The 25,086-nt window shown below is 39.4% G+C and carries 12 protein-coding genes; 1 reads left to right on the top strand and 11 read right to left on the bottom strand.

The features are described from left to right. Positions 1–64 precede the first annotated feature (64 nt). The 6 genes from D9O48_RS14585 to D9O48_RS14560 form a co-directional block, all read right to left on the bottom strand. Positions 65–817: a rhamnogalacturonan acetylesterase gene (locus D9O48_RS14585; protein ID WP_126973718.1), complete on the bottom strand. Its 753-nt coding sequence runs from the start codon at positions 815–817 to the stop codon at positions 65–67. Positions 818–819: 2 nt separating this feature from the next. Next, positions 820–2,151, bottom strand: a complete 1,332-nt coding sequence (locus D9O48_RS14580; protein ID WP_199750591.1) for a pectate lyase — start codon at positions 2,149–2,151, stop codon at positions 820–822. Position 2,152: 1 nt separating this feature from the next. Beyond that, positions 2,153–3,853, bottom strand: a complete 1,701-nt coding sequence (locus D9O48_RS14575) for a pectate lyase (RefSeq protein ID WP_199750590.1) — start codon at positions 3,851–3,853, stop codon at positions 2,153–2,155. Between the two features lie 65 nt (positions 3,854–3,918). Continuing rightward, positions 3,919–5,526 (bottom strand): hypothetical protein, encoded by a 1,608-nt coding sequence (locus tag D9O48_RS14570; RefSeq protein ID WP_126973717.1) that lies wholly within the window; start codon positions 5,524–5,526, stop codon positions 3,919–3,921. Positions 5,527–5,558: 32 nt separating this feature from the next. Continuing rightward, positions 5,559–7,382, bottom strand: coding sequence for a RagB/SusD family nutrient uptake outer membrane protein (locus D9O48_RS14565; protein ID WP_126973716.1), 1,824 nt, complete (start codon positions 7,380–7,382; stop codon positions 5,559–5,561). Between the two features lie 19 nt (positions 7,383–7,401). Then, on the bottom strand, positions 7,402–10,623 hold the full coding sequence (locus D9O48_RS14560; protein ID WP_126973715.1) for a SusC/RagA family TonB-linked outer membrane protein: 3,222 nt from the start codon (positions 10,621–10,623) through the stop codon (positions 7,402–7,404). 327 nt (positions 10,624–10,950) lie between these two features. Here D9O48_RS14560 and D9O48_RS14555 point away from each other — a divergent pair, with 327 nt between their 5' ends. Next, on the top strand, positions 10,951–11,985 hold the full coding sequence (locus D9O48_RS14555; RefSeq protein ID WP_126973714.1) for a LacI family DNA-binding transcriptional regulator: 1,035 nt from the start codon (positions 10,951–10,953) through the stop codon (positions 11,983–11,985). 289 nt (positions 11,986–12,274) lie between these two features. Here D9O48_RS14555 and D9O48_RS14550 read toward each other — a convergent pair whose 3' ends face one another. From D9O48_RS14550 to D9O48_RS14530, 5 genes are all read right to left on the bottom strand, one after another. Further along, a complete protein-coding gene (locus tag D9O48_RS14550; protein WP_126973713.1) occupies positions 12,275–13,087 on the bottom strand; it encodes a hypothetical protein in 813 nt (270 codons plus the stop codon). A gap of 14 nt (positions 13,088–13,101) precedes the next feature. Then, positions 13,102–14,679 carry a RagB/SusD family nutrient uptake outer membrane protein gene (locus tag D9O48_RS14545; RefSeq protein WP_126973712.1) on the bottom strand — a complete coding sequence of 526 codons (1,578 nt, stop codon included), beginning with the start codon at positions 14,677–14,679 and terminating at the stop codon, positions 13,102–13,104. 34 nt (positions 14,680–14,713) lie between these two features. After that, entirely contained in the window at positions 14,714–17,782 is a 3,069-nt protein-coding gene (locus D9O48_RS14540; RefSeq protein ID WP_126973711.1) for a SusC/RagA family TonB-linked outer membrane protein, read from the bottom strand. A gap of 36 nt (positions 17,783–17,818) precedes the next feature. Beyond that, entirely contained in the window at positions 17,819–20,659 is a 2,841-nt protein-coding gene (locus D9O48_RS14535) for a TIM-barrel domain-containing protein (RefSeq protein ID WP_126973710.1), read from the bottom strand. 136 nt (positions 20,660–20,795) lie between these two features. Continuing rightward, a complete protein-coding gene (locus D9O48_RS14530; RefSeq protein ID WP_126973709.1) occupies positions 20,796–24,779 on the bottom strand; it encodes a hybrid sensor histidine kinase/response regulator transcription factor in 3,984 nt (1,327 codons plus the stop codon). Between the last annotated feature and the right edge of the window lie 307 nt (positions 24,780–25,086).

Below are 25,086 nucleotides of genomic sequence, written 5' to 3'. Positions count from 1 at the left end.
AAATTATTATATGCTAATGGTATTTAGCATACTATTCATTACAAAGGGCAATCGCTGTGTATCGTTATTTCTCAAAATTCACTACTCTGCTATATAAGCCGGGGATCTGTTGCTTTATTTGCTGCAATACCAGCTGAGCAATTAACCTTGCTCCGTATTCATTAAAATGGGTATCGTCGGTTTTTCCCTGAGGATAATTGGGATGTTCACCTGGTTTCAGGTAAAGGAATAAATGTTTTGAACTTTCAGGCCCTAACTGTTGCATTAATGCCTGACTCAACTGATCTAAATCGATTAAAATAGTTTTAGTTTCACGCGCCACTTTTTTTACAATAGGTGAATAAGTTTCATGGTTAGGATGAAAAACATTTACACTATCGTATCCACGTCTCGAAACAGGTGTAATTAAGACGGGTATAACATTTTTAGATTTTGCGGTGCTTACAAAAAGTTGAATATTTTTTTCAAATGCCTGAGGATCGGTATAACTTTTTTTGGCAGGCACTTCGTCGTTGTGTCCGAACTGAATAAAGAGATAGTCACCTGCTTTCATTTTTTCTCCGATCTCTTTCCATCTGTTTTCTTCTATAAAAGTTTTAGTGCTGCGTCCGTTTTTTGCATGATTTTCTACTTTGACCGAATTATTCCAGAAGCTGGTAAAAGCAACTCCCCATCCCATTTCAGGATAAGCTTTTGGTTCTTTTACCGACATGGTTGAATCGCCCATTAACCAAAGCGTAATTGGTTGTTGCCAGAATGCGGTTAATCCGATTAAGGCAATAAGAGAAAAACATAAAATAATTAAACTTTTACGCATGTTTATGGAGTTAATTCATTCACTAATTCGTTTATATATAACTCAATATTTGTATATTCCTTAGACAGGGTGTATTTTGTTGCATCCGAAGCGTCATTGGGATTTAGTCCCATACGGATTTCCCATGAATCAGGAATACCGTCATTGTCGCTATCTTTTTCTTTTCCGAAAACTTTCAATACCGGATACCCGCCTACTTCATCGGGAGAATCGATTAATCCGTTTTTATATTTTCCTTCTACAGCAATTCCTTTTGCCACATTTTCGATTACTGTTTTATCGTAACTGTCTCTGTTTCTGGAAGCGCCTGCATATAGAATGACATCTCTGTAAGCATCATTGGCTGATTGAGATTTACGCATTCCCGATTCAAAAGGTTCATCATGTTTTGAAGCAGCCGGATCATCGCATTGAACACCACCGTTCCAGTTATTTTTAGAAACGATCTCATTTCCTTCAACGATATTACCGTCTACATAAAACTTTCCATAGGGTTCACTTGGGTTCAGAATTCGGTCTTTTCTGGCAGCAGAAGTTGCCGGACCGGCTTTATAGTAATTGTTTATCACATTATAGTTACCGTTTTCTCCGCCATATACCGAGTTAATTCCCCAGTTAAAAAACACATTATTCCTAAAATCAACTAATTCATCTTTTGTGTTAGAGGTAGAAGCAGATCCGCTAAAGCGCGGGTTTCTTGATTTATTATTTGCAAATAAGTTGTGATGGAAACTTGCTTTCATTCCTCCCCAGATACCACCATAACCATGTTCTCCTTTCTGGTGTACCGAATTATTTAAGCTGTGACTGATCAGGCACCACTGAAGGGTAAAATTTTTATTTCTATAAAAACTGGCGGCTTCGTCTGTGCTCCAGCTGATAGAACAGTGGTCAATGATAATCGTATCACTATCATTACCGCCGAATGAGTCATCTTCTACATTATTCGCATCTCCCAATCTGAATTTCATAAAGCGAACAATCACATTGTTTGCACGGATTTTTGTAGGATACCCTGCTATACAAATACCTTCGCCGGGGGCTGTCTGACCAGCAATGGTAAGGTCGCCATTGTCAATGAACAGCTTGCTTTTAAGGTGGATGGTTCCTGCTGTATCAAACACAATAATTCTGGGGCCCTTTGCATCAATGGCCGCACGTAAACTACCGGGACCTTTATCATTCAGATTAGTTACTTTAATAACCTTACCACCTCTGCCACCGGTTGCATATTTACCAAATCCGTCAGCAGAAGGAAACGCAAGTGTTTGTGCAGATATCTGCTGAACACTTAAAAATAAACAGCCAAGTATCAGAAGGGTAAGGTTTCTCATGTTAGTTATTTTGTTGTGTAGTTATAGTTTGAACCAGACTATTAATATATACTTCAATGTTGTCGTAAACAGAGCTGAGCCTTCTTCCGTTTGCATCATTAACAGCAGGATTCAGTCCGTTTTGAATTTCCCATTCATCAGGCATTCCGTCGCCATCTGTATCTGTTAATGCCGGAACTGATGCCAATACGGGAAAGCCTCCTACATCTTCCTGAGAATCGATGATACCTGCTTTACCGGTTTTTGATCCGTAGTAAGTTACTGTACCGTTTCTTGCTTCTGCAATTACTCTTGTATCTACCGCATCACGTTTTAAGCTGGCACCTACATAATTCAATACTCTTTCAAATGCATCCGCTGCTGTATGGGTAGTGGGAATTTCGGTTACATTCCAGGCACTGGCCAATTTTGCAATTGCAAGGTCAACCCCGTTTCTCACTAATACGCCGGTCCAGTTGTCATTCGACACACCGGTATTGCCGTGTATTACGTTTCCGCTGAGGAAAAATTTACCGTAGCCGGGAGGATACGACGATACATCAGCAGCGATTGATAATTCCAGTAAACGGCTATTCTTTGAATTAGGTGTTCCCGGGCCCGGACGATAATAGTTGTTGACCACATTGTAGGTTCCGTTTTCACCACCATACATGCTGTTATCTCCCCAGTTATACAAAACATTATTACGGTAGTCGAGGAATTCACCCGGATAAGGACCCGGATCGATTCCGGCTCTTAAACCACCGTTTAATCGTGGGTTTCTCGAGTTATGATGCGCTAACAGGTTGTGATGAAAAGAAGCATATCTTCCACCCCAGATGCCACCATAACCGTGGTCATCTTTCTGGTGAAATGATTTGTTGAGGCTTTCTGTCAGCATACACCATTGCATGGTAAAGTTTTCATTACCGTAAAAAGAACCTGCTTCATCAATTGCCCAGCTGATAGAACAGTGGTCAATAATAATATTACGTTTGTATCTGCCCCATATGGCATCACTTTCACGTTGCGTAACATCTCCTAAGCGGAAACGCATGTAACGGATGATTACATTATCGGCATTTACATTTACTTCATAGTTACGGATACAGATTCCATCGCCCGGAGCAGTTTGTCCGGCAATGGTAACATCACCATTATTAATTCTGACAGGTGAGTTTAATGCGATATATCCTGAAACGTCGAATACGATAATTCTTGGTCCGGTGGCTTCAATAGCCGCTCTGAAACTGCCGGTACCGGCGTCGTTCAGATTGGTTACTTTAATCACTCTTCCGCCTCTTCCACCGGTAGCAATTCTTCCGTATCCTTCCGCACCGGGGAAAGCGATTGCACTTTCAGCAGCACCGCCGGTACTGAAAATTTGTGTAATGAACATAGAAGACTGAATTTTATTCTCATCTCCTATAGCGCGAACACGATAGTAATAAGTGGTCTGGTAATTTAAATCAGGTACAGAAGCGGTATTAGTATGAACGGTACCTGTAAAAACGATGTTAGAAAAAGATGGATTATCAGAAACCTCTACAAGATAGGCAGTTGCATTTTCTACATTATTCCATGTAATCAATGCCGTTCGTTCAGACATTGTTACTTGTATATTACCGGGTGGAGTGAGGTGAACAGCTCCGGTTTCATGATCATTTTTTTTACAGGAAAACAGTACCAATACTAATCCTAAAACAAATGAGATTTTTTTCATTAGGGGATAATATTAATAAAGTTGTAGCACCATCTGTGATGATGCTACAACTTCGGGTTATTTCATTATAATGCCCATCTCGGATCTCCTACTGCACCACCATCTGTAGCAGCAGTTCTTAACGGAGAACCTGCAGGTAATGTAAAGTCGTTGGTCGTTTCGGTCCAGGTTAAAGTAGCCGGCGCAAAAGTTTGTCCCGGTGTATTTAACGGTGTGGTGCCGTCAGCTCTCATCAGATTGTATCCGAATACCTGAGAGAAAGTCTGGGCACCTGTACCTAACCGGTACAGATCATTATTAATGGCAGCACCACCTTTCGGAGTGTTTGCAATAATTGAGTTCTCCAGTGTAAAGTTTACAGGAGAGTTAAAGTCTACCAATGCTCTTCTGCTGGCTGTACCGAAACCGTTGATGGTTACTTTGCTTAACACTACATTCGGTGTAAAGGTTCCCATATTGGTATCATAACGAATCAGGTTCTGATTAAAGCCGCTGAAAGTACTATTTCTGATAGTAATATTATTTACGGCCAGTTTCTGAATTTCCAGTAAAGCGTAGTCGTTATTACAATCTCTCACCCAAACGTTTTCGATGCGGATAAAATCGATACTATGCGTACTGGCAGCAGCACCCTGGCTACCTCTTACAATAGCACGTCCGATGTGTTCAAGAATAGAGTTTTCAATAGTTACACTGCTGAAGGTAGCTGCAGCATTAGCAGCTGATTCGCCTACCAGGTTCACAACATACGAACCACCGGTGTTTAACTGATCGATTGTAACTCCTCTGATGGTAATACCTGCACCGTCACCTCTTAAAGTAAATTCTTTATAAATCAGCTTTGTATCTGCAGGATCTCCTGAAACAGATGCGAGCACCACATGTTTTTTGAGGAATACCATTGACTCTGTTCCGAAGTCATATACTCCGGGATGGAAACCGATCACTTCACCACTTGCAGCGTTGGCAATAATGGTAAGAAAATCATCCTCCGGTGTAACTTCATAAGTAAATAAACTTAATTCTTTAGTAGTGAAAGTAGTAGACCCTCTTTCTAAAGTATTGTTGAAAAGAAGTGCGTTGTAAACAGTTAATGGTGATAATCCTTCAATTGTTTTAATACCTTCTTCAATTTCTTCAGGTGTTAATTGAAAATCTTCCTGTGCCAGCGTAGCAGCATTTATAATTCTGATATGGGTTAACTGTTGTTCAGGTCTGAATCTTAAAGTAGCTCTTACATCTTTAATATCGGTATCAACGATATTATTGAATAACTGCTCACCAGTGATTCTGAAACTACCGGATATTTCCCAATGGGAAGCTTGTACAGAACCACTTGCCTTAGCTCTTACACGTGCATAGTAAGTTGTTTTGATGGTGATATCATCAGTAGTTAAAATAATTCCTGCAGTATCAGCTACTAATTGTTTAACAACCGGATTAAAGGAGCTGTCTAAAGCCACTTCAATTTCATAACCAGCAGGACTTTGCAGGTACAAACTCGGATCCCATTTTAAACTGGCAGTCAGTTCGCCGTTAGAGGCGCTGATTTTACCCGGCGTAAAATAACGTGATGGGTTAAAATCTTTATCTTCTTTTTTTGTACAAGACAACAGTGTTATTGTTGAAATAAACACAATCGCCAGACTTTTATATGATAATAATATTTTCATATGAATAATATTAGCAATGAATCGTATCGGTTTTACTCATGACCGGCGTCTTGAGTTAATTTAAAGTTCAGGTTTAAGATACCGTTGAAAATCGGGTATAGTTCGCGGTCGTTCGGAACGAATTTGATAGCAATACCCTGAGAACCGGTGATCTGTGCATCTTTCACGTGTATTCTCCAATCTTTTCTTACATATCCTGCCGGAGTGGTAGCAACCGGTGACGGCGTAAAATAAGCAGTAGCTACATCTACACCACCGTATAATTGAAGGTCATCTCTGTTTACGGTTACATCGCTGGTGATTACTTTATTCAATGCCTGATAGATATATTCCGGAACATGGGCATAACGGCCAACGCCATCTTTAAAATCAGTCATTTTCTGACGGGTTTCCTGAATATTTTCCCATAGTTTATTCCATCTGATCAGGTCATATTTACGAATGCCTTCACCACCGAACTCTAATAAACGTTCGTGCATAATCGCTTTAAAGAAATCTTCTTTATTACCGGGAGTAGCGCCCATTCTTGATTCATATCCTTTAAAACCTCTTCTTCTCACCGCTTCATATGCATTGACTGCATCAGTACTCGGCGCACCGCTTAATTCGTTTTCTGCTTCAGCAAACATTAATAATACATCTGCATAACGGATAATAGGCCAGTTAATACCTAAGTTCTGGTTGGTAGAACCGATATTGGTCCAGTATTTTCTGAATTTACCGTCACGCATATCATTTGCACCTACTAACGCTTTGTTATCATTTGCATCGATTTCAAAGTAAGCGAGTGTTATATCTCTTCTCTGATCACCGATTGAGTCAAATTCGTAAAAATAGGTTGGTACTGCAGCCACGCCACTATTAGCATAACCGTAGCTGGAGTTTGTGTTCTGACGGATACCGTTGCTATAACCTAACTTACTATCGGTACGGCTGTTACCACCGAAAGCACCGATCTGGAAAATCCATTCGTTACCTGAGTCAATACCAGAACCGTGTAAAGAGCGGAACAGTTGTTCGAAGTTTTCGGTTAATCCGTTTTCTCCTCTATCAATCAGATCTTTACATTCATTTCTGGCGATCGTATAATAATCAAGATAATCACCTTTGCGGGCCATTTCTCTCGGGCTGAAACGTAAAGCGTAACCACCTCTGGCCAATGCCAGTCTGGCTCTTAACGCTTTAATGGCATTTTTTGTAATACGCGTAACAGGATCGTTTGATTCAGACTTCCAGGGAACCAGTTCGCTGGCTACTCTCAAATCTTCAATCAGTATATTGTAAATTTCATCTCTGTCTGTTTTTGCCAGATTTACATCCAACAATTCAGAAGCGGGTTCGAAGTGTGCAGGAACATCACCCCAGTTACGTATCAGCTCATGATAGATGAGTGCTCTTAAAGTAAGAGCTTCGCCCAACATTTTTCTCATCTGCGCTCTTTCATTAGCAGTACCGTTAGTATAGATATTTGATAACGGAATATATTTAATACAAATATTGGCTCTTTCGATGCCTTTGTATAATTGTCTGAACGGACCATCCAATTCAACATTATCGGGGTGCGCACCGTATTGACCGATACCTCTTCTGTCAAGTGAGTTATAATCACCGGAAGTTTTAAAATCATCGGTATTCATCGGATACAAAATAGAAACCCTGCTTCCATATCCGTTATCACCTTGTAGCTGGTTATAAACACCAGTCAGAATACCTTCAGTATAAGCAACACTTTCAAATACTACGTTTTGCGAAAGTGTAGAATCGTTTTCAAGATCTAAGTAATTTTTACAGGCACCGAAACTCAATGCTACAGTAAAAATTGCTGTATATTTTAAGCTTTTATATATCTTTTTCATATTGCTCCGCTTTAATCGTTTAGAAAGTAATATTAACACCGGCTAATACATATCTGCTTCTCGGATAAGCTGCATAGTCAACACCAGGAGTTAAAGGTGTAGCACGACGCGTATTTGCTTCCGGGTCATATCCTGAATAGCCTGTAATGGTTAGCAGGTTATTCACTGTTGCATACACTCTAAATTGAGAGAATATTTTTGTGCGTTGCAAAATTCTTTTCGGAATTGAATAACCCAATGTAAGGTTATTGATTCTGATGAAAGAACCGTCTTCAATCGCATATGAATGCAGGAAGTACTGGCCTCTCGGTGGCGACCACATGGTAGTGTTAGCATTTAACTCGCTTAAAGCAGCAGGGTCGTTTACTAACTGACCGTTATTATCGTACCATTTCCATGCATTTGCTACAGAAGATAACATGTTATTATCTCTGTATAAATACTGGCTGGTGAATTCGATTTTGTTACCGTTGTAAACTTTGTTTCCGTAAACGAAGTTTACAAATATGCTCATGTCAAAGTTTTTATAAGAAAACTGCTGATTGAAACCTCCGATAAATTTAGGTTGGGCATTTCCTAAAATCACTCTGTCTTCTGTTGTGATTTCATTAGGATTGTCTTTACCCATTTTTTTCAGTTTCAGGTCACCAGGCATAGGATCATTACTTCCTAATGCAATAGCTCTGCTGCTCGGAATACCATCTTTCAATGTCCATGTATTTGCATTCGGGTCATAGATAAAATCATCTACCGTATAAAAACCGTCGGTTACATAACCGTAAAACACACCTACCGGTTGGCCAACAGATACCAGGAAGTCCTGATAAGTAGCATTCACCCAACCTGATCCTAATAAGTAAGAGTTTAATTTATTACCGTTAACATCATTCCCCAGATCTTCAATTCTGTTTCTGTTAAATGCGATATTAAATGAAGAATTCCACGAGAAATTATTGTTGCGGATGATATCGGCTGATAATTGCAGTTCGATACCGCGGTTGGTAGTTCTACCGATGTTTTGCATCTGAGTATTATATCCGCTGGTAGGAGAAATTTGTTTTGCCAACAACAGGTCTTTGGTTGTGTTATGATAAACATCGATGCTACCTGAGATTCTGTTACCCAGTAAACCGAAGTCTATACCGATGTTTCTTGAAATCGTTGTTTCCCATTTCAGGTTAGCGTTTGCCAGCTCAGTAGAAACCAGACCCGGCGTAACTGAGTTATAATAAGCATAACCATCATTAGCACTGGTTAGGAACATGGTTTTCCACATATCTACAGGAATACGGTTGTTACCGGCTGTACCTAATGTTGCACGAAGCTTTAAGTCAGAGAACAAATCAAATCCTGCCATAAAGTTTTCTTCGCTGATACGCCATGCCAACTGCACAGAAGGGAAGGTTGCATTTCTCAACTGAGGAGCGAATTTAGAAGAACCGTCTCTACGTACTGAGAAAGTAGCAATATATTTATCGTTGTGAGAATAATTCAAACGTCCGAAGAATGACATTAAACGCTCGCCGTTTTCACTGGATGTTACCGCATCCTGAATCATACCAGTTGGCGGAACAGCTTTTTGTAACCCGGCGAAAGCCTGGCGCGGAGTGATATCTACCGGCAACCATTTTATCAAGGTATTCTGGTTATAGTTATCGATCTGATAAGTTTCCTGACCAACTAAAACATCAATTCTTGAATTATCAAATATGTTCCTGGTATAGGTTAACGTATTGGTATTAGTCATAGAAGTGGCTCTTCTATTTTCTACTCTTGCTACCGGTTGATTATTATTCTGACGTGCCAATGAAGTCACTACCCCGTTAAAGGTTTCAGTATCTCTGGTAGTTTGTGTTAAGCCCAATACTGTTTTAAATTTCAATCCTTTTATAATTTCATAAGTAGCTGCACCATTTAAGATCAGGTCATTTTTATAATCCCATCTCAATTCCTGATTAGCTAATAAAACCGGTGAAGTAAGGTTGGTCAGGTTTGCATACTCGATATCAAAATCATCTTCAATATCTTCAAATCCCGGGGCAACAAACGGACGGAAACGAACAGCGTTTCTCAAGCGGTTGTTACCTTGTGTACCGGTGCTGGAAGTACCTACCCCATTTATTTCCTGACGGCTATAACGTGCAGAGAAATCAAAGCTCAAACGGTCAGTAGCTTTGTGCGCTAATTTGATAGCAGCCAAAGTTCTTTTAAAACCTGAATTCAACATAATACCATCTTCGTTCGCATGGTTCAAAGTGATATTGAAAGTCGTTTTCTTGTCTCCACCGTTAATACTTAAGATGTTTGTATTATTAAAAGCTGATCTGCCAAAAACTTCATCCTGCCAGTTAGTCATCGGCATATCTTTATAAAGATCCAGATCTTCCCATCTTCCATAACGGTCGCGGAAAGAGTTTCTGGTAAGTTCGTTCGTATTGAAGTTATAAATCTGGTATTGATATTTTACATAATCGTACGGATTCATAACATCCAGTTTCTGTACGATATTTCTTACCCCGGCAAAAGAGTTGAAGCCTATCTGTGTAGGTCGGGCTTTACCACCTTTGGTAGTGATAATTACTACCCCGTTAGCACCACGTGCACCATAAATAGCGGTAGAGGCTGCATCTTTTAATACGTCAATATTTTCAATTTCCTGAGGAGAGATAAAAGAAAGGGCATTTTCAACCTGTACTCCATCAACGATGTAAAGTGGAGAGTTATCCTGCGTAATGGAACCACCGCCTCTTACACGAATCTGAATATCTGCACCCGGTGTACCTTCTGTAGTCGTAACCTGAACACCTGCCAGGCGTCCTGTGATTGCTTCAGCAGCACTGCTTAACGGAATATCTTTCATATCACGTGCACCTACCGATGTTACCGAACCGGTTACATCTCTTCTCTTCACCGTTTGATATCCGATTACCACCACATCATCAAGACTGGTTGCAGAAGATTCCAACTCTACGTTTACTTCTTTTCCAGGTTCTGCAACTTTTGTTATTTTGGCATATCCGATTAAAGAAAATTCGAGGGTTACTTTTTCGTTTACATTTAAAGTAAACTGGCCTTTTTCGTCAGTTTGGGTTCCTAAGTCTTTCCCTTTAACTGAAACACTTACTCCCGACAGTGGATTTTTATCACTGTCTATTACCCGACCTTTGATCTGCGCCTGCAATGCTACACAGCTAAGCGCCATCAACATGGTGAATAAAACTCGGGATAACAGTCTTTTCATAATAGCAATTTTTATTCTGAAGTCGTTAGTTAATTAGTTACTGGTCCTTACAATTTTAGATGTGAATACAGGACCCTATATATATGGATGGGGGGTATTTCGCATAGCAATCGTTTGTTTTAGCTAACAAGTCTATTGAGATTTTCAGACATACAGAAAGGTTTAGAACCCTTTTTTTACGCAATCGTTCCCGAAAACGATTCCGTAAATTTATCGGGGCATTTTTGAGTAACTGATTATGATACAAATAACTGTAACAAAGATCGAGAAATTTTTACTTTGACGCTTTTGCAGTAAATTGTAGTTATTTCTGATTTAACTTGTGACATGAAATTTGAAGCCGTAACGATCAAAGATATTGCAAAAGCACTAGGCATTTCCACTTCTACCGTCTCCAGAGCCTTACGTGACAGCCACGAAATTTCTCAGGAAACCAAACAGCTCGTGCTGGAATGCGCAGAAAGATTGAATTATCGTCCGAATCCCATTGCATTGAGCCTCAAAGAAAAGCGCTCCAGATCAATCGGTGTTGTAGTCTGTGAAATTTCAAATACTTTCTTTTCTCAAATCATTAATGGTATTGAATCGATTTCTTATGATCGCGGTTACAATGTCATTATCTCACAAAGCCTTGAATCATATGAAAGAGAAGTAATGAACCTTCAATATCTGTCTTCACGATCGGTTGACGGTTTGTTAATTTCGGTTTCTACTGAAACCAACGACATGAGTCATTTAAAGGCGCTACACGAAAAAGGACTTCCTATTGTTTTTCTCGACCGCATTACTGACGAAATCAATACGCACTCGGTGATCATTGATAATTTCAAAGGTGCTTACGAAGCAACGGAACACCTCGTATTATCCGGTTACAAAAACATTGCTGCCATCGCCAATTCAGAATTCTTATCTATCACCAATGAAAGACTGGCCGGTTACCGTGAAGCATTATTAGCACATGGTATCACTCCCGATGATACTTACATAAAACACTGTTTTTACGGCGGAATGGATTTTAACGAAGTAGAAGAAGCTGTAAATAAGTTGTTTACACATAAAAACAGACCTGACGCTATTTTTACAACTTCTGACAAACTCACTACCGGTTGTTTAAAAACTTTACATCGGCGTGGTGTGAGAGTACCGGATGATATCGGTTTGGTAGGTTTCTCAAACTCAGATATCGCAGAGCTGCTCAACCCTGCATTAACTGTAGTGCGTCAGCCGGCGCGCGAAATGGGGCAGCAGGCAACCGAATTATTATTACAACTGATAGAAAGTAAACGCCCCGTAAAACAATTCGAAAAACGTGTGTTATCACCAGAATTACATATCAGAGCATCAACTTTACCGAAGTGGTAGATGATAAAACACCCAGGCACCGGACGGAGTCCGGCGCCAACAATAATAGAGTTCAGTACCACTAATACGATATAAAAAAGCCTCCATCACTTTATGATGGAGGCTTTGTATTTTTAAGAAACTTTGTAAAAAGAACTGCATCCGGTCAGGGTTAGGGAGCAGTATAAAACCGAGCTGGTTCAACCATCTGATTGAACCAGTGGTTTCATATTTTTAATACCTTCACCCTGTAAAATTAAGAAAGAAATACATTCATTCTCTGCAATTCTTGTTCTGAATTAATTTTTTTTTAAAGATCAGGTACAAAAGTAAACCCGATTAATGCAGTTCCTTCAGACGGAACTCTGATTACACCTAGTATTAACTGATTCTCTGTTAGTGAAATAATATGTGTTGATCGCCAATTTACAATTCTGGTTTTGTAAGAAGCATCATCTACTAAATCACAATTGCTCAGATTAATTCTCCAATCCCATTGATTACCGCTCAGGTTCATATCAAAAAAACCCTGACAATTAGTGGTAACTCCTTTATTGACAGAAGTATACTTAAAGTTTTTTGCATTGTTCAGGTCAAATTCTATATAATGCATTACATCAGGATCGATCACCCATTCGTTGCCTGCATAATCAGGGTGCCAGGCCCAGTCATCGCCGGCACCTTTTCTATATTCCAATCCGTAGAAACCGATCGGTTTAGTTTTGTCTAACTTCCATCGCTTACCGGTCGTATTCGTCAGATATTTCCATTCGGGTTCTGCAATATGATCGAGATTGGTTTGTGAAACTTCTACCTGAAATTTAGGGCCCTTAACATATCCGTTAGCTGTATTCACATTGTATTCAATTTCATACACTCCCTGAAAAGGAAAAATCAAGGTATCCTTCAATTTGGTACTGCTGCCTCCCGGATATACCCAGTAAGGAATAATACCAGGAGTTAAACTTTGCAGGTATACTACATTTTCGGATTGGGCATCCTGCACCAGACTGTATTTAATATCGGCAGAATTGAATGATGTGTCTAAAGTATATCTGTCTTCATCAGGAGAGCATCCTGCAACAAATACACTCAACCCCAATATATATAATAGCTTTTTCATGTTGATTTGTTTTATTAGTTCCAACCTGGGTTTTGAACCAGAGAACCGTTTGACAATGTTATCTGGGTTTGTGGAATAGAGAACCAGCCCTGTGTTTCAGAACGGAACACCGTATTAAAGTCACCAGGAGTAGCGTCGTCGATAGCTGATTTTGCAATAGTGAGCCCCTGACGCAACAAGTCCCAGTAACGATGTCCTTCCAGCGCCAACTCTAAACGACGTTCTTCCAATAGCAGGTTTTTACCGGCTGTGTTCGGCGTTAATACTTTCAACTTAGAGGTATTGCCTGCAAATGCGCGTAAACGTACACGATCGTAATAAGTTTGGGCCGTTCCCAGATCCGTTTCCAATAATAATTCCGCCGCCATCAATAAAACATCAGAGAATCTTGTATCAGCAATATTATCGTAGTTATCAATCTGAAAATCTCCACCATTTGCATCAGGACGGGTAGGCCCTCCTACCGGTGTATATTTCTTCCAATAATATCCGGTGTATTGGTACTGGTCAAAATCATTCAGGTTGATCGGTAAAGCTTCCTCATCAATTGAAATAACAGAAGCATTTCTTCTGGTATCATCTGCTTCATATGCCTGGTATAATTTAGGATTTACCGTACCAATTCCCCAACCTCTGTAATAATTTCCTAACGATTGATTTCTGATGCCGACCATCACCTGCAAACGATTTCCGTTTTGCTGATCCCAGTCTCCCAGGCCTCTGTCGGTAAATTGAATAACAAATACGCCCTCTTTATTATTCTGACCTGCAAATGTACTTTCATTATTTGCTCTCCACAAATCACCATAGTTAGTGACCAGGTCGTATCCGCTATTATCAATAATATCTTTTAATCCATCAATAACATCTTGCTTGTTTGCTACACCTGCCAGGTCTGTTGCCTGAAAATAACCGGTATAGAATAGATATACGCGTGCGAGTAATGCCTGAGCCGACCATACGGTAGCGCGCCCATATTCACTGGGTGCAATTTGTGCATAGGTTTTGGCACCCGGTTTCAACAATTGTATCGCCTGTTTCAGATCGGTACCTATCTGCGCATACACTGCTGCAGGATCAGCCTGCGGTACATAATAATCATTTCCTTCAATAGGCTCTGATAACAGAGGTACTTTGCCGAACATTCTTACCAGATCATAATAGAAGTATGCACGCAAAAAAAGTGCTTCTCCTTTATATCTGTTCTTTAAAGCATCATCAGCGCCAAAATCTATTCCGTCAATGTATTTCAAAAAAACATTCGTACGGTAAATGCCTGTATAATATTTCTGCCATGCATCTGCATTATGATCGTTGAGATATTGAAATTTATCCCATTGTCGCGGACCGTTATCCGACAAACCTCCTCCACCGAAACAATCGTCAGAAGCAATTTCAGAAGACAGAATAATATGCCCGTAACCATTCCAGTTCAGTACACTGTAAGCAGCTACCAACGACTGAAAAGCATCTTGAGGAGTTTGAAAAAAGTTTTCTATAGTACGTTTATCAACCGGTTGACGATCAAGAAAACTTTTGCTACAACCCGTGGTCAACAGCAAAAGCAAACTGATATATATAATATTTTTCATGATTTAAATTTTCTGATTACAAATAAAAAATGAATTACAACTTAAACTGAACACCTACAGAGATAGTGCGAGCCTGAGGGTAATACCCTAAGTCGATTCCGCTTGACCAGTTATTATCTCCATATCCTATTTCAGGGTCAATACCTCTGTACTTGGTGAAGGTCAGCAGGTTTAATCCGGAAACGTATACTCTGGCTAACTGAAAGCTTCTTTTTTGCAGTAATTTTTTAGTTAAATCATAACCTATATTCAAACTTTTCAAACGAAGGAATGAACCGTCCTGAATGTATAAGTCTGAAACGTTTGCATAGTTTCTGTTAGGCTCATCACCCAATGTTACACGGGGAATTGAGTTTGAAGTACCTTCACCATGCCATCTGTTTAAGATGTCGGTAGGATAATTATTGAAGAAACGGTCATTAGCTCTGGTACCGTTCACAATGTCATTTCCATAAACGCCGCTGAATAAAACCGCTACATCAAATCCATTCCATTGCGCATTCATGTGAAAGCCGTAAGTGAATTTAGGAATTGGTGAACCGATTTGCACTTTATCTAATGCACTGATTACACCATCACCGTTCACATCTACAAATCTAACATCTCCCGGAACAGCGTTAGGCTGAATCCGGTTACCACCTTTTGCATGCGCATTTACTTCATCCTGATTCTGGAATATGCCATCTGTTCTGTATCCCCAGAAATATCCAACCGGATGCCCGTTCTGAATACGGAAAAATTCTTCGGTGGTAGATGATAGTAAGTTCACGCCACCATGGATAATACCATCAGCAGTAGGAACCGATTTCACGGTATTATCATTAAATGCGATATTACCACCAATATTCAATTTTACTTTTCCGACTGTAGTATTATAATTTACCAACACTTCAACCCCTCTGTTTACGATGTCACCACCATTGATCACCGGTGCGCCTGTACCGACTATTTGCGGAATCGGTGCTTCTACTAACCAGTCTTTCGTTGATTTGTTATACCAGTCTACTGTTACATTTAATTTATTTAAAATGGTCGCATCAAAACCGATGTTGAGCTGTTCTGCTGTTTCCCAACGCAGGTTCGGATTAGGAATAATATCCGGTGAAGCCCCCAGAGAAGGTTCTCCGCTGATACCCCCAAAATAATAATTTCTGAAAAGAGAAGATACAGTTGCCATGTAAGCGTAAGATCGTATGCGGTCATTACCGTTTTGTCCCCAGCCTCCACGTACTTTAAAGAAACTTAACCAGTTTACTCCATCCATAAAACTTTCTTCAGTTACTACCCATCCAAGAGAAAAAGAACTGAAAGTAGCCCATCTGTTATTAACCCCGAAGTTGGTAGAAGCATCCCTGCGCACGATACCTGTTAAAAGATACTTATCTTTATAAGCATAATTTACTCTTCCGAAATATGCATTGAGGGCACTCTCGTATCTGCCTCCCCATGCTTTTTGTGTTCCTTCTTTACCATTATCAATAATAGCAAAATCAAGGTGTGGAATGATCAGATCCTGTTTACTGCCGCTTACATAAAAACCGGTTGTTTCCTGTGCTGTGGTACCTACTAATAAATTCACAGAATGTTCGTTGAATTTTCTTTGGTAGTTAATCGTATTATCCCAGTTCCACATAAAGTTTTTATTCATTCCCTGATTGGCCTCACTCAGGGCATTGTTATTATTGGCACTCAGGTAATATACAGGCGTGTATCTGTTAGAAGTTCCGTAAGTTAAATCAATACCGAAATTACTTCTCAACTTTAATCCCTTTATCAACTCTACTTCCAGATACAAATCACCAAACAATTTATCATTTACATTCTTATTATTATTCAAAAAATCCATTGCAGCAACCGGGTTAGCTTCTTCAGGGCTCATTGTAGAAAAAGCATAATCTCCGTTTACATCATATACCGGAAAAGTTGGTGAAGTATTTAATAACCCACGTAATGAGTTTCCATAAATATTACCGGTACCGATACCACTTGAAGTTGTATGTGTGTAGGTGAAATTTTCTCCGAACCGGATAATATCTTTATACAACTTATGCTCTGAATTCAATCTGAAAGAAATTCTCTCAAACTGTGATTTGCCTGGCATACCGATAATTCCTTCTGTTTTCTGATAACCTAAACCGGCCGATAAAACAGATTGATCATTTCCCTGATTAAAAGTTAAACTATGCTGTTGCAATAAAGCATTTTTGTGGTAAGCCCCGTCCTGCCAGTCGGTACCTTTTCCTAATTGGCCCATTTGCTGATCAGAGAAAAAGTAATTCGGACCACGGCCTGAGTTCATTGCTGCTTCATTCATAATAACAGCATACTCATTCGCATTCAGGAGGTCTAACTTTTTAGCCGGATTCTGCCATCCTAACAAACCATCATATTGAATATTTTTGACACCGGCTTTTGCTTTTTTGGTAGTAATTAACACCACGCCGTTTGCTCCTCTGGTACCATAGATTGCAGCAGATGCCGCATCTTTTAAAACATCTAAACTTTCAATATCTGAAGGGTTCAGATAACTGATATCATCAGTTTGCATTCCGTCAACCACATATAAAGGATTTGAATTACCATTAGTACTGATACCTCTTATACGAATTACCATTGCATCACCCGGCTGACCACTTCTGGAAGTGATATGTACGCCCGGTGCCTGGCCCTGCAAAGCACTCAGTGTATTGGTAGCATGGTTTTGAGATAAACTTTCGCCACCCACGCGTACTGTGGAGCCGGTATTCACTTTAGATCTGATAGTTCCATATCCTACCACCACCACCTGATCTTCCATAGAAATATTTACTTCTAAAGTAACAGGCAATTGGGTTTGATTACCGAGTGTTATTTTTTGTGTAGCATAACCTACGGCTGTAAATTGAACAATATCATCAGGTCTTGCATTGAACTTAAAATTTCCGCTGGCATCTGTTGTTGTCAATATCTGATCCCGGTTAACAAGCGAGATCGTTACTGCCTCTAATGGTTCACCATTAGCAGCACGAACAACACCAGCGTATTCACGCAAGTCTTGTGCAGTTAGTGTGGTAATACATAGCAATAGAGCCAGGCATAACCACCAGGTTTTGGTTCTTTTCATATAGCATTTAGTTGTTAGTGAAAAAATTGTTTAAGGTTAATGTAACTGTATATTGATAAGCTTTCCTGAGTACTTTACTTTTTTAGCTACTTTCATTTTGCTATCAACTCCCTGCTTTGAACCGGCGCTAACCACTACCACTTCAAAGTTTCTATTACTGATCATACCTTCATAAGAACCTTTTCTATCTCCAATCGTTAGTATTTTGCTGCTTTCATTGTATTGTACAGGTATTATCGAATAATTTCCTTTTGCATAAGAAAGCGACGCACCGTCATCTTCATACAAATCAAACTTCCCGTCTGCCCCCTGATAGATAAATAACTGTATTGTCTGATTTTTTTTCTCATCTACATATTGTTGTACTTCTCCTATCGGCAGGATAGATCCTGACTTTACCAATACCGGAATTTTTTCATAAGGTGCATCGATCGTTACCGTTTGTGAACCGCTATATTTTTGACCGGTGTAGAAGTCGTACCAATCTGAGCCGCCAGGTAAATACACCTCACGGCTCCTTGATTGATACTTGTAAATAGGACTCACCAACAATGCAGAACCCAAAAGAAATTGATCATTAACAGAAGCCACCTGCTGGTCATGAGGAAAGTCCATCACCAAACTTCTCATCAGAGTATAATCCTGGTGATAGGTGGCACCCGCTAATGAATAGATATAAGGAATAAGGCGATAACGAAGCTGATTATAATATAACATAGATGAATAAGCGACATGATCTTTAGGCGCAATATTGTAATACTCTCTGAAAGGGAACTGTCCGTGCACTCTGAATATCGGACAAAAAGCCCCGAACTGATACCATCTTGCATTCAATTCACGCCATTCTTCCTGATCGGCAGCAGAAGGATTGTAATATCTGCTTTCTACGGAGAACCCACCGATATCGGAAGTCCAGTTAGGCTGGCCACTCATTGAAAAATTCATTCCTGCCGCGATCTGATCTTTAAAATCATCCCATCTTGAAGCGATGTCGCCGCTCCAGGTAATTGAGCCGTATCTTTGCAAACCACCAAAAGAAGCACGGGTTAAAATCAATACACGTTTATTGGGATCCGTTTCCATCAATCCGTCATAAAAACCTTTTGAAGCCAATAAGGGATAAGCATTGAAGTACGCCGCTCCGGCACCCAATGCGGTGGGCGACATGAAATCAATACGTTGTTGTTTAGATAAATTAGAGTGGATATCCGGTTCTACTGCATCCAGCCACCAGCCATCGAAACCTTTACTATGTAAACGCTCTTTGGTAAGCTCCCAGAATGCTTTGCGGGCATCTTTATTAAACACATCATAAAAAGAAGAAGTATATCCTTTGCCAATCCAGTCGAGTCGTTGCTCAGCAACATTCCGTTCATATATAAAACCTTTTTCGCGGAATGTTTTGAACACATCGGTGTGTTCATATATTTTCGGCCAAACTGAAATCAAAATTTTCACATGCTGCTCATGTACCTTATCGACCATTGCTTTTGCATCGGGAAAACGTTGCAAATCAAAATTCTGGCTTCCCCATTCTTTTTCAGGCCAATATGACCAGTCTTGCACAATCTGATCTATCCCAACTTTATCGCTTCTGAACTGCGCCACTACATCCAGCAGTTCCTTTTGTGTTTTATACCTTTCTCTGCTTTGCCAGAAACCATAGGCCGACTTAGGCAACAGCACTGCTTTTCCGGTTAAGGTTCTGTAACCCGAAATAACTTCGTCTATATTATTACCAGCCACAAAATAGTATTGCAGCTGATGTGCAACATCTGAAGCAAATGATAAAGGAGTTGCTTTTTGTAAGGAAGGCGGTAATACTTTTGCTTCGAGATAAGCTTCGCCACCATCAGGATCCCACTCCAGTCTTACCTGATAAGATTTTTCTTTTTCTACCGGATAATTAAATTGAATAATACCGGCATTCCATGCCTGGCGCCAGCGATCGGCTACCAGTGAATCATTAATATATACCTTCAGATAACCTGAATATCTGATCCAGAATAAATGCTTACCGGTTTTGGCAGATACAAAACTCCCCTCCCACTTAGCTTTCGCATCATTGAGTTTGAAAGAAGCCGGAAATTTCACCTGATCATCGAGACTGGAATAGTTTAAATCTGACTCAGGACGTACCACCCAAATGTCTGCAGGATTCTTTTTATTATAATAAGTTGCGGTCAGCCAGCCTTGTTTGCCGTCTTTGTCAAACAACTTCAAAGCATCTAAAGAAAGTTTAGGACGAACATCCCCTACCAGTGTGTAACTGTTATTATCCCACAAAATGCCGTAGCTTTTTTGTGAAACCATAAAAGGTACCGATGCCACGGTATTATACTGTAGTAGCTCAACCTGTTCACCGTTATAATTAAACGATCCTGTCTGATGCTGCCCTAAACCATACCAAGCTTCGTTTTTGGAAATATCAAAATTTTGTTGTATATTATAAGTAGGAGAACCGTTGAGGAAAGTCTCCTGAAAACGCCGTGCTTCCTTATCATTCTCTTTTAACAATAAGTTGCCCTTTGTATCATAATATTGAATGAAGCCGGTTTGTCTGTTAATGCGTACTTCTAACACATTAGATTGAACGCTCACCCAATCATTTCCTTTGTCATTAAAAGTCAGTTCGGGATTTTTAAATACCTGTTCCACTACCATTAAAGAAGTAATCGGTGTTACTTCCTGAAAAGGTTGTGCGTTTACTTTAACAATAGCGGGGGCAATGAAATCAACGGTCATCGACTGAACACCTTGTGCAGTCGGCTCAGCCCATTTTAAATAATAACCTGTAGATGTTCTTTGTACTGCAGGAGCTTGAGCCATTATATATAATGGCATCCACCCCAAAAGAAGGAGGGTCAACTTTCGCATAGCAATCGTTTTGTATTAGTCTGATGATCTTATTTACCAGCCTAAATTAACCCTGTGTTCAATTTTTGATGGGGGTGATATGTTTTTCGATAGGGTATGAAATGTTAATTGCTCAAAAAATAAAATTAGAAATCAATTAGTTAGAATTTTGATGGTGTTTATTTTGATAATCGCTGGGTAAGATTTGAAAATGTTGTTTGAAATGTTTGGTGAAGTATTTAGGATTATTATACCCGGCTTCATAAGCGATTTCAGCGACCGTCATATTTGTTTTTTCTAATAATTGTTTAGCCCGCAGCATTCTTTGTTGCCTTAAAAATAGTAAAGGGGTCAGCCCGGTCAGTGCAACGATCTTTTTATATAATGACACACGGCTCATGTGCATTTTTCTGCTCATATCCTCTACTGAGAAAGCTGCATTGCTCATTTCTTTTTCTACCAGTTGTATTAACTCTGTCAAAAATAACTGATCGGGATCGTTGACCGTTACTTCATTTTCTGGCAGGCTTAACCGCTTGCTATATGTTTTTTGCATCACCGTTTGTTGTTTCAACAACGTATTGATGCGTGAAATCAGAATCTGAAAGTTAAAAGGTTTGGTCAAAAAATCACTGGCACCGATATCCAATCCGCGTAACTCCAATTCTTCAGATGAAGCTGCGGTTAACAAAACCACCGGAATATGAGATGTTTTTTTATTGGCCTTTATTTTTTTGCATAATTCTATACCGTCCATCATCGGCATGGAGATATCGCTGACGATGAGATCGGGGGAATGACTCATTGCTTTCTTCCAGGCTTCCATTCCGTCAACAGCTTCGAGTATATTGAAGTGGTGCCTGAGGTTATCTTTCAGGTAAAACCTGAAATCATCATTATCTTCTACAATTAATACAGTGTATGTTTTTTCGTTTGAGTGAGCTGCTGCGCTGATAACGGTATTTAAACTAAACCCGGCTTTTAAGGGTAACCGGATAATAAATTTTGAGCCCTGGTGTTCAATACTGCGGCAGGTAATCGTTCCCTGATGTAGTTCTACAAATTCTTTAGTGATGGAAAGCCCGATACCCGACCCCTGATGAGCGGTTTGTTTTTGTTGAAAAAACGGTTCAAATATCTGATCGATCTGTGCAGCAGCGATACCAATACCCGTATCCTCCACTTCAATCACCAGCTCCTGGCCATCCACCACAATATTCACCTGAATCGTACCGGCGGTAGGTGTAAATTTAAATGCATTAGAAATTACATTAAATAATATACGTTCAATTTTTTCGGCATCGAACTTAGTAATTAAGTGTTTTACTTCATCATTAATAATGTATTGAATTTGCTTTTTTGCGGCAAGGTCATGAAAAGCATCAACAGATTCACGTATTACAGGAATAATATCATCTTCCACTGCATTCAGTCTGATTTCATTGGTTTCCATTTTTCTGAAGTCCAGTAACTGATTCACCAGATTCAGTAACCGTTTCGCATTTTTATGAATCATTGAATACTGGCGACGATGATCCGTATCCGCATCGGTTTTCAATAAATTATCGATCGGAGCAATAATTAAAGAAAGTGGTGTTCTGAATTCGTGGCTGACGTTTGTGAAAAATTGAATTTTCATCTGATCCAGTTGCAGCTTTTGTTCGATTGATTGTTTGTACTGAGTTTCCTGAAAGGCACGATGCGCTTTCCTGATAATCCTTCTGCGTGCCAGATATAAAATACCAGCGGCAATGAGTGCATATAAGAAATAAGCCAGCGGTGTTTTCCAGAAAGGAGGTTTAATAATCACATACAAACTGCGTACTTCGTTTGAGTGTTCGGTTTTTATTTTTAACTGATAACTGCCCGGGTCAACATTGGTAAAGCTGGCGGTACGATTCAGTTCATCTGCTCTGATCCAATCGTTGTGTAATCCGTCGAGTTGATAATAAAATTTTATTTTATCAGCGTTGAAGTAATCAGGAATAGTGAAACTGATGGAAAAAAAGTTTTCGTTGTATTTCAGCACCAGGGTATCTATTTCATTCAATGTTTTTTTCAATAAAATTCTGTTGTGTATGCTATCGTTTACATGAATAATATTATTCATCCACCTTAATTCTGTAAGATAGATCGGATAAGCAGTAGCATGCGCTACAATTTTTTCAGGATGAAAAAGATTAAACCCGTTTGCTCCTCCAAAAATCAATTCGCCTGATTTTAGTTTAAGGGCAGCATTTTCATTAAAAGAATTTCCCTGCAATCCGTCTTTTGCATCGAAGTTAGAAACGTCAGTACGCAGGTGACCGTTGTCATGTTTCCAGATAATACGCGACAATCCTTTGGGTGACCCTACCCATATATGATGCTGATCATCTTCGAGAATAGTAAGGCAAATATTATCTGCCAGTCCGTCTGAAGCTTTTAGGTCTTTTATTTTTTTGAGATCAGAGGTAAAGATGCTGATACCGTCTCTGGTGGCTATCCATATATTTCCCTGATGGTCTTCCAGCAAATCAAATACGTGGTTATTCATCAAAGAAAGCGGATCATTGATCTGATGCTGCAGGTATTGAAAATGATAATCATTATTAACAGGTGTCAAAATTGCGACACCGTCTATTCCTCCTACCCAGATTCTTTTCAGATGGTCTTCTTTAAGTACTGAAATATAATTTGAAGTAAGTGTATTCGGAACTGCAGTTGAAAAATACTTGAAGGTTTGTGTTTGCGGCTGATATAAGTTTAAACCACCGTTAAGGGTACCTATCCAGATTTGCCCGCGATGGTCTTCCAGTATTTCCCATACTTTATTATCTGAGATTGAATTGTCTTTACCGGGTTGGTGACGGTAGTTATAAAATTGTTTACCATCAAAGCGGTCGAGACCTCCATAAAAAGTTCCGATCCACAGATCCTGATGACGTGATTTGGCCAGGCTTACAATCACATCATTGCTGATAGAGTTTTTGTTCTTTTGAAATTGATAAGTTTTAAAAGACTCATCGTTTCTGTTAAAATAAAGGAGTCCGCCTCCGTTAGTACCAATCCATAGATTTCCTTTTTCATCTTCTACAAACCGGTTAACATCTTCAAAAGGAAGCGTATGATTTGAATTCAAAGTACGGTAGAGGGGAAATTGCTGAAAGTGCGGATGATAATAACTCAGTCCTTTTTTATAGGTACCGATCCAGATAATACCCAGATCATCTTTCAGAAAACTGGTAATTGAGTTCTGTGCGAGGCTTTTACTATTTTCAAGATCGTTCTTAATATAAGTAAACCGGTTATTTGTTTTATTATATACATTAATACCGCCATGATCGGTTGCAATCCAGATATTGTTCGCATCTGCCTGAATTACGCCTACTACTAAATCCGTATTTAGAGAGGCTGGTTGCTGAGCGGTATAGTGGATCAGCTGATCGCTTTTCAGATGATAGCGATACAAACCGATCGGATTATTCTTACAGTAAAACCAGAATTCGAAATCCTGATCGATAAACATTGAATATTGCAGCGTGTTTTTGTTCGCTTTCAGTGCTTGCTGTTGTATGAGAGCATTGGTATGTTGGTGTAACTGAAACAATCGGGCATCGTTGCCTAATAGCCAAACAGCACCGTTAGGGTCTTCAGCAATAGAAGTAATATTTACCGTATCAAGTTCAATCTTTTTTACTTTTTCTTCCGGTTCGTTGAGTAAGAAAACGCCTTCCCGGGCGATACTAAACCAATATCTCTTTCGATTATCTAAAAAAACTTCCAGTATTTCTCCTTCAGGCAGACCGAGTTTTTTTAAATAAGTATCTAAATGGAGGGAATATTGATAGGTATTGAGGTTAAACAATGCCCATCCGTTATCCAATTGTAGTAAGAGATAATTACCGGGAGCATTGATAATACGCTGAATGGAGAATTCATTCAGTGCCGGAATAGAAGGGAACAATACCACGTTCGTGCCATCGTACCGTTGTAACCCCATCGGAACGGCCATCCACAAAAAACCGTTTTCATCTTTAGTAATAGATTGTACGCTATTAGAAGCCAATCCGTTCGATTGGTTCAGTTGGTGAAAGTTCGTTTGTGCATACAGGCTATTACCGATAAATAAGATTAATATAATAGTAACAAATACTCTCACGGCAGTTTTTTTAAGCTAAAAATCACAATTTCAATTTCATTCTCAACTTGATTTAAAACATGTTTTTTAACATTCAGTCATATTTCCCCATCACTGTTAAACCATGAATTTACTGTAAAAGACTGATAATTAATAAAGTCTAAAAAACTTGAATAAAACGCGTATACATTTAGACGTAATACTAAGTGAAAACAGTCAATAAATTTATATCCAAATAATTGGTTAAATGATTTTTTACATGTAAAATTGTACAACGAGATAAGGGAAACACTTACGTGCACCTATAAGTTAGCATGGTCCCCACGGC

Source organism: Gynurincola endophyticus (assembly GCF_003991195.1).
Taxonomy (GTDB): Bacteria; Bacteroidota; Bacteroidia; order Chitinophagales; family Chitinophagaceae; genus Gynurincola; species Gynurincola endophyticus.
This window is presented reverse-complemented; position numbering and strand designations above follow the sequence as displayed.

What these genes read in the sequence shown, in the direction of transcription:
- D9O48_RS14585 (WP_126973718.1), bottom strand. Translation starts at nt 817, where the DNA reads ATGCGTAAAAGTTTAATTATTTTATGTTTTTCTCTTATTGCCTTAATC.
- D9O48_RS14580 (WP_199750591.1), bottom strand. Translation starts at nt 2,151, where the DNA reads ATGAGAAACCTTACCCTTCTGATACTTGGCTGTTTATTTTTAAGTGTT.
- D9O48_RS14575 (WP_199750590.1), bottom strand. Translation starts at nt 3,853, where the DNA reads ATGAAAAAAATCTCATTTGTTTTAGGATTAGTATTGGTACTGTTTTCC.
- D9O48_RS14570 (WP_126973717.1), bottom strand. Translation starts at nt 5,526, where the DNA reads ATGAAAATATTATTATCATATAAAAGTCTGGCGATTGTGTTTATTTCA.
- D9O48_RS14565 (WP_126973716.1), bottom strand. Translation starts at nt 7,382, where the DNA reads ATGAAAAAGATATATAAAAGCTTAAAATATACAGCAATTTTTACTGTA.
- D9O48_RS14560 (WP_126973715.1), bottom strand. Translation starts at nt 10,623, where the DNA reads ATGAAAAGACTGTTATCCCGAGTTTTATTCACCATGTTGATGGCGCTT.
- D9O48_RS14555 (WP_126973714.1), top strand. Translation starts at nt 10,951, where the DNA reads ATGAAATTTGAAGCCGTAACGATCAAAGATATTGCAAAAGCACTAGGC.
- D9O48_RS14550 (WP_126973713.1), bottom strand. Translation starts at nt 13,087, where the DNA reads ATGAAAAAGCTATTATATATATTGGGGTTGAGTGTATTTGTTGCAGGA.
- D9O48_RS14545 (WP_126973712.1), bottom strand. Translation starts at nt 14,679, where the DNA reads ATGAAAAATATTATATATATCAGTTTGCTTTTGCTGTTGACCACGGGT.
- D9O48_RS14540 (WP_126973711.1), bottom strand. Translation starts at nt 17,782, where the DNA reads ATGAAAAGAACCAAAACCTGGTGGTTATGCCTGGCTCTATTGCTATGT.
- D9O48_RS14535 (WP_126973710.1), bottom strand. Translation starts at nt 20,659, where the DNA reads ATGCGAAAGTTGACCCTCCTTCTTTTGGGGTGGATGCCATTATATATA.